Annotated in this window: 15 protein-coding genes and 2 pseudogenes; 9 read left to right on the forward strand and 8 right to left on the reverse strand. The window is 34.6% G+C overall.

The window, feature by feature from the left end; translation table 11 throughout:
- Positions 1-38 precede the first annotated feature (38 nt).
- The 5 genes and pseudogenes from IGB25_RS12130 to IGB25_RS12150 form a co-directional block, all read right to left on the reverse strand.
- Complete coding sequence (locus IGB25_RS12130; RefSeq protein ID WP_211065224.1) at positions 39-539, reverse strand: DUF6702 family protein; 501 nt, start codon at positions 537-539, stop codon at positions 39-41.
- A complete protein-coding gene (locus IGB25_RS12135; protein WP_211065225.1) occupies positions 532-1,311 on the reverse strand; it encodes a hypothetical protein in 780 nt (259 codons plus the stop codon). The genes IGB25_RS12130 and IGB25_RS12135 overlap by 8 nt, the downstream gene beginning before the upstream one ends.
- Positions 1,311-2,102, reverse strand: coding sequence for a carboxypeptidase-like regulatory domain-containing protein (locus IGB25_RS12140; protein ID WP_211065226.1), 792 nt, complete (start codon positions 2,100-2,102; stop codon positions 1,311-1,313). The genes IGB25_RS12135 and IGB25_RS12140 overlap by 1 nt, the downstream gene beginning before the upstream one ends.
- 78 nt (positions 2,103-2,180) lie before the next feature.
- The gene (gene dprA, locus IGB25_RS12145) at positions 2,181-3,284 is read right to left on the reverse strand and encodes a DNA-processing protein DprA (protein ID WP_211065227.1); all 1,104 of its coding nucleotides are present in this window, start codon (positions 3,282-3,284) and stop codon (positions 2,181-2,183) included.
- Between the two features lie 21 nt (positions 3,285-3,305).
- Positions 3,306-5,200, reverse strand: a pseudogene (locus tag IGB25_RS12150) (cation:proton antiporter).
- Positions 5,201-5,295: 95 nt separating this feature from the next.
- On the opposite strand from IGB25_RS12150, the gene IGB25_RS12155 reads away from it, so the two are divergent.
- The 4 genes from IGB25_RS12155 (at position 5,296) to IGB25_RS12170 (ending at position 10,364) form a co-directional block, all read left to right on the forward strand.
- On the forward strand, positions 5,296-6,153 hold the full coding sequence (locus IGB25_RS12155; RefSeq protein WP_211065228.1) for an MBL fold metallo-hydrolase: 858 nt from the start codon (positions 5,296-5,298) through the stop codon (positions 6,151-6,153).
- Positions 6,154-6,163: 10 nt separating this feature from the next.
- Complete coding sequence (locus tag IGB25_RS12160) at positions 6,164-7,852, forward strand: S8 family serine peptidase (RefSeq protein ID WP_211065229.1); 1,689 nt, start codon at positions 6,164-6,166, stop codon at positions 7,850-7,852.
- Positions 7,853-7,934: 82 nt separating this feature from the next.
- Positions 7,935-9,749 (forward strand): M1 family metallopeptidase, encoded by a 1,815-nt coding sequence (locus IGB25_RS12165; protein WP_211065230.1) that lies wholly within the window; start codon positions 7,935-7,937, stop codon positions 9,747-9,749.
- Positions 9,750-9,785: 36 nt separating this feature from the next.
- Complete coding sequence (locus IGB25_RS12170) at positions 9,786-10,364, forward strand: DUF3332 domain-containing protein (protein ID WP_211065231.1); 579 nt, start codon at positions 9,786-9,788, stop codon at positions 10,362-10,364.
- A 42-nt stretch (positions 10,365-10,406) separates the two neighbouring features.
- Here the strand turns inward: IGB25_RS12170 and IGB25_RS12175 are convergent, their stop codons facing one another.
- Entirely contained in the window at positions 10,407-10,796 is a 390-nt protein-coding gene (locus IGB25_RS12175) for a hypothetical protein (RefSeq protein WP_211065232.1), read from the reverse strand.
- A 92-nt stretch (positions 10,797-10,888) separates the two neighbouring features.
- On the opposite strand from IGB25_RS12175, the gene IGB25_RS12180 reads away from it, so the two are divergent.
- The 5 genes from IGB25_RS12180 (at position 10,889) to IGB25_RS12200 (ending at position 17,034) form a co-directional block, all read left to right on the forward strand.
- Positions 10,889-11,497, forward strand: coding sequence for a hypothetical protein (locus tag IGB25_RS12180; RefSeq protein ID WP_211065233.1), 609 nt, complete (start codon positions 10,889-10,891; stop codon positions 11,495-11,497).
- Between the two features lie 901 nt (positions 11,498-12,398).
- Positions 12,399-12,896, forward strand: coding sequence for an inorganic diphosphatase (locus IGB25_RS12185; RefSeq protein ID WP_211065234.1), 498 nt, complete (start codon positions 12,399-12,401; stop codon positions 12,894-12,896).
- A gap of 41 nt (positions 12,897-12,937) precedes the next feature.
- Complete coding sequence (locus tag IGB25_RS12190; RefSeq protein WP_211065235.1) at positions 12,938-15,187, forward strand: sodium-translocating pyrophosphatase; 2,250 nt, start codon at positions 12,938-12,940, stop codon at positions 15,185-15,187.
- 191 nt (positions 15,188-15,378) lie between these two features.
- Positions 15,379-15,987: a DUF4254 domain-containing protein gene (locus tag IGB25_RS12195; protein WP_211065236.1), complete on the forward strand. Its 609-nt coding sequence runs from the start codon at positions 15,379-15,381 to the stop codon at positions 15,985-15,987.
- Positions 15,988-17,034, forward strand: coding sequence for a glycosyltransferase family 9 protein (locus IGB25_RS12200; protein WP_211065237.1), 1,047 nt, complete (start codon positions 15,988-15,990; stop codon positions 17,032-17,034). It begins immediately after the preceding gene.
- A 386-nt stretch (positions 17,035-17,420) separates the two neighbouring features.
- Here IGB25_RS12200 and IGB25_RS12205 read toward each other — a convergent pair whose 3' ends face one another.
- Both IGB25_RS12205 and IGB25_RS12210 read right to left on the reverse strand, forming a co-directional pair.
- Positions 17,421-17,966 carry a thioredoxin fold domain-containing protein gene (locus IGB25_RS12205; protein WP_211065238.1) on the reverse strand — a complete coding sequence of 182 codons (546 nt, stop codon included), beginning with the start codon at positions 17,964-17,966 and terminating at the stop codon, positions 17,421-17,423.
- Positions 17,967-18,040: 74 nt separating this feature from the next.
- Positions 18,041-20,148: pseudogene (locus IGB25_RS12210) on the reverse strand (peptide MFS transporter).
- Position 20,149: the final 1 nt, after the last annotated feature.

Consider the following 20,149-nt stretch of genomic DNA (forward strand, 5'->3'; position numbering starts at 1 on the left):
GGCTAAAATTAAACATATATTTAACCTAAATTTAGTTTCTAATTAAATTTTAACACCGCTTCAGAATCAAAGCGTGTTAATAGGACGCTTTTTTTTTGTTGAAGTTTAAAGCAATGCACAATATTTTTTTGATCTTCAAAGACATCGGTAAGTAAAAGATTTTGAACTTTGATGTTTTTAAAATTTTGAATGTTAGTGATTTTTAAATATATATTGATACGGTCTTCGTCAAATTTGTAACCGAGATATGAAATTGTTTGTACTTGATTATCTGTTGTGATACTAAGTTTTTTATCAAAATACATTTTGATGAAAGTTTCTACATTTTTAGATTGTTCTGAGGGTTTAAGCACGATGTCTTTTCCATATCGAGCTTTCAAAACCTTTTCAAAATCGTTGTAAAATAAACGAGAGATAATTTCAAGTCGTTCTTTATCTGGGTTGAATTTAATTTCAGTTAAACCCACATAATATTTATGATTTAATGCAGTAAAAAATTGAGTAAAAACAATGAGACTTAGTGTGATGTATTTAATCATTTATCTTTTGAGTTTTATCCTTTTCGCTTTCTTTAAGTTTGATATAATCTTGAGCTAATTTTGGCAGTAATTCAGTCAGCAAAAGTTTATCTTTTTGTTGAGTTAATTTAATGACTTCCGGATGATTTTCGATACAATAATATGTAAAATCTTCTATAAGATTGCTCGGAATGTTAAGGTCTTCATGATAAAACCGCTCAGGAAAAAGTTGATGAAGTCTTTCTTTGCGATTATCGGTGCGTTCGTAAACAATAAGTTTTTTATACATTTTAATGTTACCATTCATCAGATTTATTAAATATCCTATAAGAGAACCTGAAACTCCAGCCAAACGCCTTTCTTCTCTTGTATAATATTCAATATAAGCAGGAAACCCCAGTTGTGTTTGACTAAAATCGTAGGTTTCAATGCTTTCAGCGTCTTTGGCTAAATCGCCTGTTAAGCCTAAAGAATACAGATTAACATCTTGAAGTTCATTGACTTTAAGGCTTAAAGGAATTTCAATTTCATCTTCAAAAAATTCAGGTTTGACTAAAAATTTAACTTCGCTGTATTGAATAGATGAAATCAGTATGCTATCACCGACTTTAGCTGGAATTTCAAAACGACCATCTTCTTGACTGATTGTGGCTTTGTATTGATTTAAGTTGATGATATTTATAAAAGAATTGTCGAGATTTTTTCCTGTAAATTGACCTTTAATTGTTTTGTTTTGAGCGAAACTCAAATTGAAATAAAACATCATCAATATGAATCCTAAAAACGCTTTCATTAATCCATTTTTACTGATGATTTATTGAATTCTTTAGATTTATCTAATAGAAATTGTATCAAATCCATTTCGTTTCCTTTTTTAAGCAATTCGGGAGTTAGACCATGATCATCTGCATAAAAAATAAAGGCGTTAATTTGGTCTTCTTCAATATCAAAATATTCTTTAAAAAACGCATTATCATACATTTTTCTCACTTCAACATCGACATTTTCTACCCTAACATTTTCCTTTTTTTTGGGTCTCTTTTTAATATATCGCTTGAAAATTTGCACAAAATCCATCCCGTAATCCAAATATTCATCATCTATGGCTACATTTTGTGCTCTTATCTGACTATCTGTGGTAATATCTGCATCATAACCGCTTACCAATTCTTTTTGGTCGATGCTTAAATCAACTTCATCGGTATTGATTTTTTTGACATCAACATTTAAGTTGCCACTTAATAGATTTGAAGAAACAGTAACTTCATTGAGTTGATTGACGTTTTCTCTGATTTGAATGACGATATCTTTTTCATCCATAATTTCTTTGGTAATTTCAATTTCAAAATCTTGAAACTGAACAGATGAAATTAAAATACGGTCTTTTCTTTTCACTTTGATTAAAAAATCGCCATAGGCATTAGATGTTGTCCCTTCTTTGGTATTGATATTGTAAACATTGATGTCTTTAGCTTCCGCATCGGCAGGAACGTTAATTTTACCTTTAAGAATTTGACGTTCAGGAACTTGAGAATAAGATAGGTTGATATGAAAAATAAAAAGTAAAAGTAGTAAATATCTCATAGTGGTAATTTTACTTTAAAAATAAGCATTTAAATGTTAAGCCTATAAAAATAGGTCTTAAAAATTAGTGAATAAAATTTAAATCAACTCAAATTGTTTTCCCGGTAAAGGTCTTACTAAGCCTTTCAATTCAAGATTCAGAAGAATGGTAGATAATTTTGATGTTGGAATTTGGCAAGACAACGCTAAAGGGTCAATTTCGGTTTTTTGAAGGGATTTTAAGCTTTCAACAACAATTTTTTCTTCTTCATTCAAATCTACAAAAAGTTGGGTTTGATGAGCTGGTTTTGGTTTTTGGTCAACATCCCAATTGAGTATATAAGCCAAATCTGCAAGACAGGTCAGCATCATAGCTTGTTGTTTTTTGATGAGGTTGTTGCACCCAATACTCATTTTGTCACTGTATCTACCTGGCAATGCAAAAACTTCGCGATTATAGCCATTTGCCATTTCGGCAGTAACCAACGAACCGCCTTTTGCAAGACTTTCTATAACGATTGTGGCTTCGCTCAGTCCAGCAATAATACGGTTGCGTTTTAAAAAATTATTGCGGTCAAACTTATCATCACTACAAAAATCTGTAAAAAACCCACCGTGTTTCATGATATCATGGACGTATTTTTGATGTGCTTTGGGGTAAACTTGATTCATTCCATGACCAAAACAACCAATGGTTTGTAAGTTGTGATGTAGTGCGACTTTTTGAGCGGTTATATCGGTGCCATAAGCAAAACCAGAAACAATAACAGGGTCAAACACCGCCAAATCAGAAATCAATTGTTCTGTAAATTGTATGCCGTGTGAAGTGATATTTCTTGTGCCAACAATACTGATGATTCGTTTGTTTTGCAAATCGATGTTGCCTTTTTGAAATAAGACGAGTGGACCGTCTATACAGTGTTTTAAATTTATGGGATAAGTTTTGTCTTTAAAATATAGAAAATCAATATCGTTGTCTTCAATAAATTTTAATTCGTTTTCAGCACCATCTAAATCTAAGTCTTTTTTTATGGTTTGTATTCTTTTAGTGCCAAGTCCGTTTATTTTTTGAAGGTTTTGCGACTTTTCTTTAAAAATGGCTTCAGCCGAACCTAGAATTTCTATTAATTTTTTGGCTGTTGTATCACCGATATACGATAATCTGTGAAGTGCTAAAAGGTATATTTTTTCTTGATGAGACATATTGAAAATTCTTTCTTAAATTTATTCTTCAACACTTTCTTTAGAAATTTGGTCTTCTTTTTTAGCAGAATTTTCTTGGGTAATTTTTTTAGATTTTACCGATTCAATCTCTTTACCCATATACACTAACTTAGAGTTATTATCAATCTCAACTTCATCACTGCTTGAAGGAATAATTTCTAAAACATCATCTTTGGTTTTAATAAAAATCGGGATTACATCAGGATCAGCTTTGGTCATTTCAATCAAACCATTATAATGTTCTTGTGAATTAATATCGGTTTCGTGAATTTTTGGGTAACGTCTTGAAAGGTTAACCAATTTGATATAATCGTCTGTTTGTGAAAACAAACCATCTTTTGGGTTGTTTTCTGGGTCGTTCATTTCTTCTGGCGATATAACTCTAAATGTGCCATTTTCACCAAATTCTTTTTGAAATTTTCTATAGCTTTTTTGTTGATAGAAGAGTTGCCAGTCAGTGCCATAAGATAACCCATATCGCTTAATTCAAGGTTGTCTTGAAGGTCATCTGAAAAAATATCTGCTTCAAAGGCTTCCAACCCCATTTTTTTGGCTTCATCTATATTGTTTTGGTTGTTATCAACTACTACTACATGACGGTTATTTTCTTTAAGATATTTAGCTATGATACGCGAAAAAGAAGATGATCCTATAATTAAAATACCACTTGAATTTTTAAGAAAAACACCAACCAATTTTGCGAAAGGTCTTGCTGTTGTGGCGTTTAATAGTACAGTTCCCAAGACAATTAAGAAGACTAATGGGGTGATATATTCGGCACCTTCTACACCTTTGTTGACCAATTTTATCCCAAAAAGCGAGGCTATACCTGCAGCAACTATACCGCGTGGACCAACCCAACTGATAAATATTTTTTCGTTTAGCTTTAAATTTGAATCAATGCTACTCAGAAAAACACCCAACGGTCTGATTACGAACACGATAGTTATAAATAAATATAGCGATTTATGATTGTAAACTAATAATAAATCTTCGTAGTTGATGTTAGCCGCTAACAATATAAAAAGAATGCTTATGAGTAAAACACTTAAGGATTCTTTAAAATATAATAAATCTTTTAGATTAGGTAGATTAATATTTCCCATAATTACACCCATAACAACTACGGCGAGTAGTCCGCTTTCTTGTGCAAAAATATCTGCTAAAACAAAAACGCCTAAAACAGTAGCTAAGGTAACCACATTGAGCAAATAATGCGGTATAATTTTTTTCTTAATCAAATAAGATAGACCATGAGCAAAGGTGAATCCAAAGCTAAATCCAAATAAAACCACTTTGCCAAAACCTATTAAGGCTTTTGATGAATATTCGGCACCAGCACCAGCATTGATAAACTCAAAAACCAAGACGGCAAACAAAGCTCCAATAGGATCAATAAGAATGCCTTCCCATTTTAAAATGGTCGCGACGTCTCTTTTTAGCGGAATATTTCTGAGAATAGGAGTAATAACCGTTGGTCCTGTAACAATAATCAAAGCAGAAAACAACAAAGAAATTTTCCAAGACAAACCAAAGATAAAATGGGCGGCAACACCAGCACCTACAAAGGTAATAATCACAGCAACGCTAATTAACTTAACAATGACATTGCTCACATTTAAAATCTCACCGCGTTTCAGCGTTAATCCACCTTCAAATAAAATGATGCCAATGGCTAAAGACACAAAATAATATAAACTTTCACCAGGAAAAAGCCCTTTTTCTCCATTCCAAACAGGTTCAATAAATTTTGAACCATCTTCAGTATATAAAGTAGCTAAAGGACCAACCGCTAAACCAATTAATATTAAAGGTAAAATGGCTGGAATCTTAAAACGCCAAGCCACCCATTGTGCTATTATTCCAAATATTATGATTGATGCTAATTCTAACATAGATTTTATTATGTGGTTAAAAATAGCATAATTCAATGACAAACAAAATAAGTTAAGAGAGATTTATTATCTTGCAAGTCCTTTAAAATTTAAGTATGAAATTATATTCTATAGAAACAGGAAATTTTAAATTAGACGGTGGTGCTATGTTTGGTGTCGTACCAAAAACGCTTTGGTCAAAAACCAATCCTGCCGATAATAATAATATGATTGATATTGCCGCGACGAGTTTACTTATTGAAGATGGCGACAAGCTCATTATTATCGATACCGGATTAGGCAATAAACAAAGCGAAAAGTTTTTTAGCTACTATCATCGTTGGGGTGATGACAACATAGATAAATCCCTAAAACAATACGGATTTCATCGTGATGACATTACTGATGTTTTTATGACGCATCTACATTTTGACCATTGCGGAGGAAGTATTCAGTGGAATAAAGACCGAACCGGTTATGAACCCGCTTTTAAAAATGCTAAATTTTGGACCAATCAAGAACATTGGGATTGGGCAACAAACCCCAACGATAGAGAGAAAGCTTCTTTTTTAAAAGAAAATTTGTTGCCTATGCAGGAGTCAGGTCAGCTTTGTTTTTTAGAGCGTCAACATCAAAGAGAATTTTATAAGGAATTGAATTTTGAAGTTTTGTTTGTTGACGGACACACCGACAAACAAATGATTCCTATAATCAAGCATCAAAACAAAACCTTAGTATTTGCGACCGATTTATTACCAACAGCAGGTCACGTGCCTTTGCCTTATGTTATGGGATATGATACAAGACCCTTGTTGACTTTAAAAGAAAAAAAAGTTTTTTTAAACGAAGTTGCTGATGAAAATTATTATCTATTTTTAGAACACGATGCACACAATGAAATTATTAATCTTAAACATACCGAAAAAGGTGTGAGACATGATCAATCCTTAACTTTTAACGAATTATTTAATTAAAAATTAAACCATGACACTTAAACACATTACCTCAGTATCAAGTTTAGCTATTAGCACTTTGCTATTAATAAGCTGTGGGTCAACAGGCCCTAAAATTGTTTCAACCCCAATTGAAAATATAGATACACAACCACGGAAAACCACAGAGCTAACTGAAGACCAAAAGAAATCTTGGGCACATTTAGACTTGGTCAATGATACTATCCCTGGCATGAGTGTTGAAAAAGCCTACATCGAATTGATCAAAAATTACGAAGGAAAAAATGTGATTGTAGCTGTTCTTGATAGCGGGATAGATATAGAGCACGAAGATTTAAGCCCAGTAATTTGGACAAATAAAGACGAAGTGGCAGGCAATAATGTAGATGATGACAAAAACGGTTATGTAGATGACATTCACGGTTGGAATTTTCTCGGTGATGTTGTCGGTGAAAATCTAGAAATGACCAGAATTATTAAAGCACATCGAGACCAATTTGAAGGCAAAACGGCTGACCAAATCCCAGCTGCTCAAAAAGATGAGTTTGAACTCTACAAAAAAGCAAAAGCCGAATATGAAAAAGAAGTCCAACAGGCACAAGCCAATGTTGCTCGTTATCAAGGTCTTTTGCAACAACTCAATGCGTCTAATGCTACTGTAAGTAAAGCCTTAGGTAAAGAAAAATTTACCAAAGAAGAGGTTGCTGCGATGAAAGCCGAAACCGAAAGTCTTCAGCAAAGCAAGCAATTTATGCTCTTTGTTTTGAATAATGTTGGCGATGATGTAGAAGAAGCCAAAAAGCAAATTCAAGGTGGAGTAGATTATTTTAAAGGTAGAATGGACACTCACTTCAATTTAGACAAAGACTTTAGAGCAGAAAAACTTGGCGATAACCCAGATGATATGTCCACCAAATATTATGGTAATAACCAAGTAATGGGACCAGATCCTAAAAAAGAAGATGTTCTTCACGGCACACACGTTGCAGGAATTATAGGTGCGGTCAGAAACAATGGTCTTGGAATGAAAGGCGTTGCTGAAAAAGTAAGCATTATGCCAATCAGAGCTGTCCCCGATGGTGATGAATATGACAAAGATATTGCTCTAGGTATTCGTTATGCGGTTGATAATGGTGCAAAAATTATCAATACCAGTTTTGGAAAGTATTATTCTACACATCCTGATTGGGTCGTTGATGCTATAAAATACGCTGCTGACAATGATGTATTGATTGTTAATCTTGCGGGCAATGAAGGTTTAGATTTAGATAAAAATCGCGTTTATCCGAATGATGAATGGCCTGGACAATCTCAAGAAATAGCCAATAACTTTGTCAATGTTGGTGCAATGACTTCTGAATATGGCTCAAATATGATTGCAAGTTTTTCTAATTACGGTCAAGGTAGCGTTGATGTATTTGCACCAGGTGCAGAAATTTATGCCACAGTGCCAAACAATGAGTATAAATTTTTATCTGGAACATCAATGGCATCACCTAATGTTGCTGGTGTTGCAGCAGTTATCCGCTCTTTATTTCCAAAATTGACTGCTACGCAAGTTAAATCGGTGATTTTAGATAGTGGTTTATCTCCAAATACAGAAGTGATTTTAAGCGGTGATTCAAGTAAAGTTAAACCTTTTGCTGAAATTTCTGAAACAGGTAATATGGTTAACCTTTACAACGCTATCATTTTAGCTAGCAAAATGAATAAGTCTTAAATTTAAAACTAAGATGATAAAATTTTCTAAACCCTGATACTTAAATATTAGGGTTTTTTAATATTTAACAAAAATTATTTCAATGAAAAATTTAATATTAATATCATTTTTAGCAACGATAAATATAACCTTAGCCCAAAATACCAATTCGTATTGGCAACAACATGTTGATTATACTATGGAAATTGATATGGATGTCAAAACACATCAATATCAAGGCAAGCAAGAATTGATTTATACTAACAACTCTCCGGATACGCTTCAAAAGGTGTTTTATCACTTGTATTTCAACGCCTTTCAACCTGGAAGTGAAATGGATGTGCGGTCAAGAACTATCAAAGATCCAGACAAAAGAGTAGGCGATAGAATTTCTAAATTAAAGGATGATGAAATCGGTTATATCAATGTCAATAGTTTAAAACAAAACGGTAAACCATTAGATTACAAAGTTGAAGGCACAATATTAGAAGTTCAACTTGACCAGCCTATTTTACCAGGTCAAAGCACAACATTTAATATGCAATTTGACGCTCAAGTTCCGTTGCAAATCAGACGATCAGGTCGCGACAACAAAGAAGGCATTGCCTATTCTATGACGCAATGGTATCCAAAAATAGCAGAATATGATTTTGAAGGTTGGCATGCCGATCCCTATATAGCAAGAGAGTTTCACGGCGTTTGGGGCAATTTTGATGTAAAAATAACTATCGATAAAAACTATATTCTCGGCGGTTCAGGATATCTTCAAAACCCCAACAAAATCGGTTATGGTTATGAAGACAAAGGTGTAAAAGTAAAACACAAAGGCAAAACCCTTACTTGGCATTTTGTGGCACCAAAAGTTCACGATTTTACATGGGTAGCAGACACTGACTACATTCATGATAAATTGACGACTTCTGATGGTACGGTTCTTCATTTTTTGTATCAAGATGATGATGAAATCAAAAACAATTGGAAAAAATTTCAACCCAAAGCGGAAGAATTATTTACCTATTATAACGAAAATATCGGCCCATATCCATATGACCAGTATTCTATTATACAAGGAGGTGACGGCGGTATGGAATATGCCATGTGTACATTAATTCTTGGTGAGCGGTCTTTTGAAAGTTTAGTTGGTGTTACAGCACATGAGATGGCACATTCATGGTTTCAACACGTATTGGCAACAAACAGATCTCAAAATGAATGGATGGATGAAGGTTTTACGACCTATATTTCAACTTTAGCTGAAAACGAGATTATGAACCAAGGAAAAGACCATCCATTTGCTGGTGCATATCAAGGTTATTTTCAATTGGCAAATTCTGGAATTGAGCAACCACAAACAACTCATGCCGATCGCTATGCCTTCAATGTCGCTTACGGACTTTCGGCTTATTCCAAAGGTGCAGTGTTTTTAAATCAACTTGGGTATATCATAGGAGAAAAAAATCTTAAACAAACCCTCAAAAGATATTATGACGAGTGGAAATTTAAACATCCAACACCAAATGATTTTATTAGAATAGCCGAAAAAGTATCTGGTGCAGAATTAAGTTGGTATTTGCATGATTGGACGATGACAACTAACACCGTTGATTATGCCATAAAAAATATTGAAGTTGCAGACAACGCAACCATTGTTACTATAGAGCGAATTGGGTTGACACCAATGCCTATTGAAGTTGAAGTCACTTACGACACGGGTGAAACCGAAATGTATTACATTCCTTTGCGTATAATGCGTTGGGAAAAACCTAACTTTAAAAATACCGCCGATGATTGGGCATGGGCTTACCCAACTTACAATTTAGAAATTCCAATTGGACAATATGCCATAAAATCCATAGAAATTGATCCCAGTCAAAAAATGGCAGATGTTAATAGAGATAATAATGTTATAGAAAAATAGTTATATTTGAAAACATAACCTTAAAACCATTTAATCATGAAACGTAATTTAATTATTGCTGGTACTTTATCATTATCATTGTTGTCATCAAGTTGTTTGGGCTCATTCAATGCTTTTAACAATCTAAAAGATTGGAATATGCAAGTCTCAAATTCAAAATTTGTTAATAATGCAATTTTTTGGGGCTTAAATATTGTGCCTGTTTATGGGCTTTTCTTTTTAGGAGATGCCTTGATTTTTAATGTCTTAGAATTTTGGACAGGTAGTAATCCTATAGCTATGGCTGAAGGTGAAACTGAAACCCAAATCGCCAATGTGGACGGACAAAAAGTTAAAATGACGGCTCAAAAAAATCAATTTAAAATTGAAGTTTTAGAAGGCGAGAAGCAAGGTAAGATTGTTGAAATGGTTTATACCCCAGAAAACAAAACTTGGAATGCCAAAGACGGCAATAAACTGATTAAATTAGCGAGTTTTAAAGACGGTTTCTATATGGTTTATACTCCAGGTGGCGACCAAATTAAACTTGATGCCAATGCATCTCAGAGTCATAACAACCTGATTTTGAATCAAAAATTAGATACTTATCAAAAAAGCCTTTGGGCAAAACAATAATTGTTTTAATCGTGTAATTTCTAAAACGGCTTGGTTGATCAATCAAGCCGTTTTTTTTATCAATTTTATTTTCAGCCTTTTTTGTTCTTTAATGGCAGTTTGTATCAACTCTAAATTAAACTGGATTTCATCAGTAAGGATTTGGTTGTAGAAATTGGTGTGGTAAATTTCCGTGGTTTCTATTGCAATCCTTTCAGATTTAAATGGAGTTGCAATATGGATATAAAAATATTTTTGACCCGCTTTAAAAAAATGCGTTAGCCTTTCTTTATCCTCCAGCATAGACTGAATAGCACTCAAGTCTCTGTTGAGTTGTCGCCTGGAAACCTCCAAATCCTGATTTTCTAAACGCTTTAGAATATCACTAATCCCAAGAGGCTCAGCCCTAAGCCAAGTTTGAATGTCGTGTAATCTTTTTAAATATTTACTCATGTTAGGACGTTTAGTGTCTTGTTGCGGCAAATTAAATAAAATGTATTGATTTTGATGTTAAGTTTGTAATCAAAATTCAAAAATAATTGATAATGGTACGTAATTTTAAAGAGCATCCTTGGATTCAGAAATATCCAATTACTAAAAACCATAAACATTTAATTATTAGTACACACCCGCCAATGCCATATAGAGGATGTATGCCATTTTTTTATGGTAATATGAACCAATTTTGGGATATATTAGAAAAAACATATGCTCAATCTTTGTTTTTTGAAAATGGTGTGCCAAATATTAATCGCATACAGAGTTGGCTTAACAAAAAGCAGATTGGCATTACAGATATGTTACAATATACAGTTACTGATAATAAGTTTAGTACAGACCAAGATATTGTGATTAAAGACTTCAACCAACAATATAATCAATCTTTAAAGGATTGGCTGGAGCAAGGAAATATTGAAACAATTTTTTTTACCAGTTTTTCTGAGGGTAAAAGTGCTTATGCATTATTTAAAAAGTGGTATAAATTAAACTATAATTTGAGCATTAGAAAAGGTAGAGATATTATTCAAAATGGAAATAAAGAATATATTAAAATTAATGGTAAAAAGATTAGAACTGTAATGTTATACTCAACTTCTCCTCTCTTAGAAGAGGGATACCAAATTCTAAACCATACAAAGAATGGATTAACTTAAAACAGAACAAAGGTAAATCAATTGATGAATTTAGAATAAATTGGTATACTAAATATTTTAAAAATATAGTTTGAGATTTAAGTTCAAAAATTAAAACTCCATTCATATTCAACTTGTTTGTTTTTAAAGTGTTTATAACTATATGATTCAACCCTAAGCCAAGTTTGAATGTCGTGTAATCTTTTTAAATATTTACTCATAACAGGACGTTTAGTGTCTTGTTAAGGCAAATTAAATAAAATGTATTGATATGGGTTGTAGTTTTACAACAAATTAAAGTAGTGTTAGTACTGTTTTAATTGCCCTTTGAGATGTTGAAGTAGGTAAGTAATTAAAAGACTCTAGCACCGCTTTTACTAGTCCTAGCAACTGCAGTTCAAATTTATTTGGGCTGCAGTTTTTTATATTCACACTAAAGCCTTTCAATACAAAATCATTAGTGCATTCGTGGCAAAAAAAAGAAAGCCATTAATGCGTTCGTGGTATAATAAAAAGAGTCATTAGTGCATTCGTGGCAAAACATCAAATACAATTATGTTCATAAAACATTAGTGCATTCGTGGCAAAAAAAGAAAGCCATTAATGCGTTCGTGGTATAATAAAAAGAGTCATTAGTGCATTCGTGGCAAAACATCAAATACAATTATGTTCATAAAACATTAGTGCATTCGTGGCAAAAAAAAGAAAGCCATTAATGCGTTCGTGGTATAATAAAAAGAGTCATTAGTGCATTCGTGGCAAAACATCAAATACAATTATGTTCATAAAACATTAGTGCATTCGTGGTATAATAAAAAGAGTCATTAGTGCATTCGTGGCTTCTAAAAAATTAAAAAACAACCTCTTTCAATTATATCAACGAGTTTATTAACTTTGCAATCTTTTTAAAAACCTATACAAAATGACATTTGATGTTCTTATAGAAATTCCCAAAGGCAGTCGTAATAAATACGAATACGACTTCAAACTCAAAAAAATCCGTTACGATCGCATGATATTTTCTTCGATGATGTATCCAGCCGATTACGGTTTTGTGCCTCAAACTTTAGCTTTAGACGGCGACCCTTTAGATGTTTTGGTTTTGGTTACTGAACCTACGTTTCCTGGCTGCGTTATGGAAGTTAAACCCATTGGTGTCTTTCACATGACGGACGAAAAAGTACCTGACGAAAAAATTATTTGCGTGCCAGTGAGCGATCCTATTTCTTCAAAAGTCAACGACCTTAAAGAACTCAATCCGCATCTTATTCAAGAAATAGAACACTTCTTTCAAGTCTATAAAGATTTAGAAAAAAAGAAAGTTGATGTAGGTGGTTGGGGCGATGTCAATAAAGCCATACAAATTGTAAAACTATGCGAAGAACGTTACTATAAAGATTTAGAAAAAAGAAAGTTATAAAGATTAAGTATTTTTAGCAAATTTTAAAAAATTAAAACCTTATGGAATCTAACGTGATATACATTCCTATTATCTTAGCCCTAGTCGGGCTTATTTTTATGCTCATTAAAATGTTTTGGGTCAAAAAACAAAATCCTGGCAGTGATCGTATGCAAGACCTGTCAAAAAGTATCAAAGAAGGTGCTTTGGCTTTTCTCAATGCCGAATATCGCTTACTTGCAGGTTTTGTAGTTATAGCGGGAATTGCCCTGTATGTCATTTCTTTAAACGTAGAAACAACAAGCTGGATGATTGTTCCTGCTTTTATTATTGGAGCTATTTTTTCTGCACTCGCAGGAAATATTGGAATGCGTATTGCAACTGACGCTAACGCCCGAACTGCAGAAGTCGCCAAAACCAGTTTGCCCAAAGCCTTAAAAGTTTCCTTTTCAGGAGGAACAGTTATGGGACTTGGTGTAGCGGGATTAGCCGTGTTAGGTTTAAGTTTGATTTTTTCATTTTTCTTAGGTCAATTTATGTCCGAAAGCGGTGATTTTTATACACAAATGACGATTGTATTAGAAACCTTAGCAGGTTTCTCACTTGGAGCAGAGTCTATCGCTCTATTTGCAAGAGTTGGTGGTGGTATTTATACCAAAGTCGCCGATGTTGGTGCTGATTTAGTCGGTAAAGTTGAAGCAGGTATTCCTGAAGATGATCCGCGTAACCCAGCGACCATTGCAGATAATGTTGGCGATAACGTCGGTGACGTTGCCGGTATGGGTGCTGACCTTTTTGGAAGTTATGTGGCTACAGTTCTTGCGGCTATGGTTCTCGGAAATTATGTGATCAAAGACATGTCTTCTGTCACGCAGTTTACAGATTTGTTTAATAATATGGGCCTGATTTTATTGCCCCTCGTTATTGCGGGTGTTGGTGTTTTGGCTTCTATTATAGGAACATTCTTTGTCAGAATTAGCAGTAATGATGCGCGTGAGAAGCAAGTGCAACGCTCTCTCGATATTGGTAACTGGTTTGCTATCGGATTGACATTAGTTGCCAGTTGGTTCTTGATCCAATGGATGTTGCCAGAGACCATCGATATGAATTTCTTTGGCGAAGGCTCAAAAGCAATACCATCTCGACATGTGTTTTATGCTTGTATGATTGGTTTAGCCGTTGGTGCTTTAATTTCTTTTGTTACGGCACACTACACAAGCTTGGGTAAAAAACCCGTTTTAGATATTGTCAAAAATTCATCAACAGGTCTTGCAACCAATATCATTGCAGGTTTAGCCGTTGGAATGAAATCTACCTTTTGGTCTGTTTTGCTTTTTGCAGTGACTATTTACGGTTCTTATGCACTTGCAGGATTCTACGGTGTGGCACTTGCCGCTTCAGCTATGATGGACACAACCGCTATGCAACTAGCTATTGATGCTTTCGGTCCTATTGCCGATAATGCTGGTGGGGTTGCCGAAATGAGCGAACTTGATGATATCGTTCGTGAACGCACAGATATTTTAGACTCTGTGGGAAATACAACAGTCGCCGTAGGAAAAGGTTTTGCCATTGCATCTCTTGCTTTAACAGCCTTAGCTTTATTTGCGACTTATGTCACTTTTACAGGTATTGACGGTATCAATATTTTTAAAGCCGATGTCCTTGCCATGCTGTTTGTCGGTGGAATGGTACCTGTTGTGTTTTCTGCTCTCGCTATGAAATCGGTTGGTAAAGCTGCTATGGAAATGGTAAAAGAAGTTCGACGTCAATTTAAAGAAATTCCAGGCATTATGGAAGGTAAAGCCAAGCCAGAATATGCCAAGTGTGTTGATATTTCAACCAAAGCGACCTTAAAAGAAATGGTCTTGCCAGGCTTATTAACCATCATTTCGCCAATCATCATCGGTTTTCTGTTCGGTGCTGAACCGCTCGGAGGCTATATGGCTGGCGTTTGTGTATCAGGTGTGATGTGGGCTATTTTCCAAAACAATGCTGGTGGTGCTTGGGACAATGCTAAAAAATCTTTTGAAGCCGGTGTAGAAATCGACGGAAAAATGACTTACAAAGGTAGCGACGCTCACAAAGCCGCGGTTCTTGGCGATACGGTTGGGGATCCATTCAAAGATACTTCAGGTACATCAATGAACATCCTCATCAAACTCACTTGCCTCATCGGTTTAGTTATGGCACCACTCTTAAGTGAAACTGATCATAAACAAGTGAACACTGTGGGAAGCGATGAACAAACTGATAAAAAAGAAGTCGTTTTAACCAAAGACGAAGTCACAGCCAAAGTCATTCTCAAGTAAAATATAACTATCATTTGGGGCTTCCGTTGCTCCAAAGTCGCATCGGCGGGCTTTCGGCAGTCGTCCCGCTCAATGCGGGGACTCCAACAATGCCTCAATCCCTAAGCCATATCACAACAACATATTTCAATTTAAAGGTTGAAGAAATACCATTTGCACAGTTAATATTATCTTTGTCAAAAATAATGTTTATGATTTCAGAAAAAGCCAACTCAATATTCAAAGCAGTAATTCAAAAATATCACATCAAAGACGATGTTGATCAAGATTTTCAAAACCCTTATGATGCGGACAAAGATTTGTTGTCTCACTTGCTTTATAGAAAATGTTGGATAGATACTGTACAGTGGCATTACGAAGACATCATTCGCGATCCTGAAATCACACCCAAAGACGCTTTAGTCATCAAAAGAAAAATCGACGCATCAAATCAAGACCGAACCGATACCGTGGAATACATTGATAGCTATTTTCTTGAAAAATACAAATCCGTTAAAGTTAAAGATAATGCTAAAATCAACACCGAAAGTCCAGCTTGGGGCATTGACCGCTTGTCTATTCTATCTTTAAAAATCTACCACATGCGTGAAGAAGCCGAGCGTCAAGACGCCAGTATGGATTATCGTCAAAAAAGCCAAGACAAACTCGATGTTTTACTTGAACAACGCCGAGACTTATCTACAGCTATCGACCAATTGCTCGAAGATATTGCTAACGGAGATAAATACATGAAAGTCTATAAACAGATGAAAATGTATAACGACGATGAGATGAATCCTGTTTTGAGAAACCGCAAATAAATGTCCAGTCACAGCAAGCATATCCTTACCATCAGACTTTCTGCCATGGGAGATGTTGCAATGACTGTTCCTGTGATTAATACTCTACTCAAAACACATAAAGATTTAAAACTTACGGTGCTTACCAAACCGCAGTTCAAAGTTTTATTTGATTTTATACCACGTGTCAATGTGGTTTGTGCCGAAGTAAAAACCAAGCACAAAGGCTTGAACGGACTTTACAGGTTAAGCCGAGAATTAAAATCGCTCAACTTATCAGAAGTCGCAGATTTACATGATGTTTTACGTTCTAAAATATTAGACTTATTTTTATTTTTTCAAGGACTTAAAATTAAGAAAATCAACAAAGGACGAGCAGAAAAAAAAGCCTTAGTCAGACCAAAACGAAAAATATATAAACCTCTCAAAACCTCAGTAGAACGTTATGCTGATGTTTATAAAAAACTTGGTTACAACATTGATATCAACCATTTAAAGCTTTTAAAACAACAAGATTTAGACGCTTCAATAAGAGAAGATTTAAACTTTAATCCATCAAAAAAACAACTCGGTATTGCTCCTTTTGCAGCACATAACGGAAAAGTCTATCCTTCAGATTTGATGGAAGAAGTCATTAAAAACTTGGCTCAAAATACATCTTTAAATATTTATTTGTTTGGCGGTGGTAAATTAGAAACATCTCGTTTACAACAATGGGCAAAACCCTACAACAATGTATATTCTATAGCTGGGCGATACAATTTCAAAACCGAGCTTTGCTTAATTTCCAACCTTGATGCTATGCTCTCAATGGACAGCGGAAACGCTCACCTTGCCGCTATGTTTGGCGTAAAGGTTTTTACCATTTGGGGTCAAACACATCCTTATGCAGGGTTTGCACCTATAGGTCAAACACAAAATGAACAAATACTACCCGACAGAACTCAGTTTCCATTATTACCAACTTCAATTTATGGTAATAAAAAAATCGAGGGCTATCAAAACGTGATGCGAAGTATAGAACCACAAGAGGTAATTACTAAAGTATCAAAATATTTATTAAGTTAACGTAAGTTCGATATAAATTTCAATAAAATACTGATATTTAATCATTTGTCATGTCGATAGAGCGAAGCATGAGCGATGAGACATCTCAGCAGGATGAGATGTCTCCTCATTCTTCGTTCGAAATGACAAAATTTGCTCATAAAAAGATGTAATCATCTGATTTACAGATTTCAATAAATCGAACTCACGTTGAGTTGGGTTATTTGATTTGAAGTTTATAAATTGATGTAAAACTCTATATATTAGAGATTAATACAATATTTGAATGCATAGTGTAGTTAAAAAAAAGAAGAAAGACCAATACCAATGTGTAGCTTGAGTATTTCGCACGTATGGGAGACATTTAAAACAATATTCGGTATTTCATAAGAAACAGTTTGTTGACTTTAATTTGTATCAAATTGCGGTTTAAAATCTTTTTGATAGTCCTGCCAGGCTTTGGCGGTGGTAACAGATTTATAATCATCAGTCGCTACCATTTTTAAATAAATTTCGAGATCTTCGGCAGATTTGTAACCCATAACAGGTGAAATGACTTCGCCGTTTTCATCAAAAAACACGATAGTTGGATAAGCCGTAACTTTGAGTGCATCTGCAAAGAAATGCTGATAATTTCGACCTTTTCGACTCGGGTCATAATTGGGGTTGGTATATTCAAAGCCCTTGTAATTTACCTTTTCTGTACCTTCTCCATTAAAATTTACTGCGTAAAAATGGTCGTTGACGTATTTTGCCAAATCCTTATTGACAAAAGTTTTTTTATTCATTTTATGGCAATTTTTACACCATTCGGCATAGACAAACAGCATGATTTTTTTAGGTCTATTTTCTTGTTGCTTTAAAGCTTCATTCATGCTCATCCATTCAATTTGTTGAGCGGATAATCCGAAGCTTAGCATCATAAAAATGCTAAAGATTATAGATTTAAACATAAAATATTTTAGAGTTATAACGTATTTTTTTGCTTTTGATTGTATTATCATTAAAACTCAAATCGTGTGATATTTTACTTCACCCCATGCATTAATTTATTGACCACTTTTCCAAGTGACATTACTAATAGTCCAGCAAGTGTTGGAACAACAGTGAAAATCAAAAAGAAGGTTGATAGTGAATATTCTTCGGTGATGTTTTCGATTTCACCGCCAAAGACTCTGCCAGTTTATTACCAATAGCAATGGCCAAATACCACATTCCAAACATCAAAGCAATCATGCGTGCTGGCACTAATTTACTGACATAAGACAAGCCAATTGGAGAAGAGCAAAGCTCGCCTAAGGTGTGAAACAAATAAGCTAAAACCAACCAAACCATACCTACTTTCATGCCTTCTTGAATGCCATATGAACCCCAAGCTAAAACACCAAAACCAACAGCTATAACAATCAAACCAAGTCCGTATTTCATAGTAGCAGATGGATTGTATTTGCTGTCAAACCATTTGGAGAAAAATGACGCAAAAGCAATGATAAAAAACGAGTTCAAAATACTGAACCAAGACACAGGAATTTCAATCTCATTGTCTAAAACTTCTACAACTTCTGCTTGTATCACTTTATTATCGGTATTGAGTTGTTTGGCTTTAAGTCTTGTGTCTTTCAGTTTTTCTGGCGTAAGATAACCAAAAGTGGAATTCACATTGTCTTTGGTAATCATAGGAATTTCTTGACCAACTTTCAACTCATGGGTTTCTGCGAGACGCACGGTTTTTTCTACAATTTTATCATCAGATTGGACTTGATAATTTTCGGAAATTGGAATATATTCATAAATAGGTTTGCCTTCATCATTCAGCTTAGGTTTGCCGTCTTCTACAACTTGTTTTTCAACCGCTTGATAAGAGACTTCATAAGCATTGGTATTCCAATCTCTATTGAGCATCCATAGCGTTAAACCCCATATTCCGATAAAAGTAATCGCCAAAACAATATTGGAGCCAGGAATTTTAGAAAAAGAACGTTTTGACAGCATATACAAAACGTAGGTAATAATAATAAGCGGTATAATTGTTAAAGCTGTATTAATGACATTATAAGCAATAGCCGCATCGCCACTGAGAGTTCTGTCCACAAAGTCTCTGGCAAAAATAATTAAGGATGAAGCACCTTGTTCAAAAGACATCCAAAAAAACACCGTGAAAAACGCAAAAATGATAAAAGCAATCATCCGATCACGAACCACACCTGCGTATCGTAAAATCCTACTGATCACTAAAAATAAAAACAAACCTAAGCCAATCAGCACGACAACATATTGTCCTGACCAGCTTGATGTTTCTGCCCAAGCAAACATATCAAAATCAGCTATTTTAGATAAAGGGTCGTTAATGGCATAGCTCAAACCAATAATGGCAGATAAGGCTATTAAAATTTTATCTAAAGTCGTAAATGGATTGGGTTTAATTTGATCTTTTTCGTCTTGTGATAATTCTTCTTGTTTGACTTCTATTATTTCTGCATCTCTATTTTTAGGGATGTCGCCTATGTTTCCAAAAAGTGGTTTCGCCAACCAGAATTGAAGCGTTCCTAAAAGCATAAAAACACCAGCCAAGCCAAAGCCATAAGCCCAACCTAATTTTTCTGCCAAATAGCCACAAAGTAGCATTCCAAAAAATGCTCCAGCGTTTACACCCATATAAAAAATGGTGTAAGCTCCGTCTTTTTTTTCTGGCAAAAACTTATACATTTCTGAAATGATAGATGTGATGTTAGGTTTAAAAAATCCTGTGCCAGTTATAATCAATCCTAGACCGAGATAAAGTGAAGTTTCAGTTTCGACAGCCATACTGGCGTGACCTGCCGTCATCAAAATAGAGCCAATCACCACAGCCCAATTGTAGCCCGTAAGTTTATCAGCAATGATTCCGCCAAGAATTGGTGTGATGTAAAGCAACATAGCATAGGTTCCAAAAAGTGCAGTAGCGTTTTCTGGCACCCATTCCCATCCAGGGTTATAACTGATAACAGCCATAGTTAAAAAGTTGACCAAAAGCACACGCATTCCATAAAAAGAAAAGCGTTCCCACATTTCGGTAAAAAATAAAACAAAAAGACCTGCGGGATGCCCTAAAACTTTTGAATCAAAAAATTCCGGTCGGTTGGTAGTTGGTGTCATA

Origin of the sequence: Flavobacterium sp. CS20, assembly GCF_018080005.1 — a bacterium.
Taxonomy (GTDB): domain Bacteria; phylum Bacteroidota; class Bacteroidia; order Flavobacteriales; family Flavobacteriaceae; genus Psychroflexus.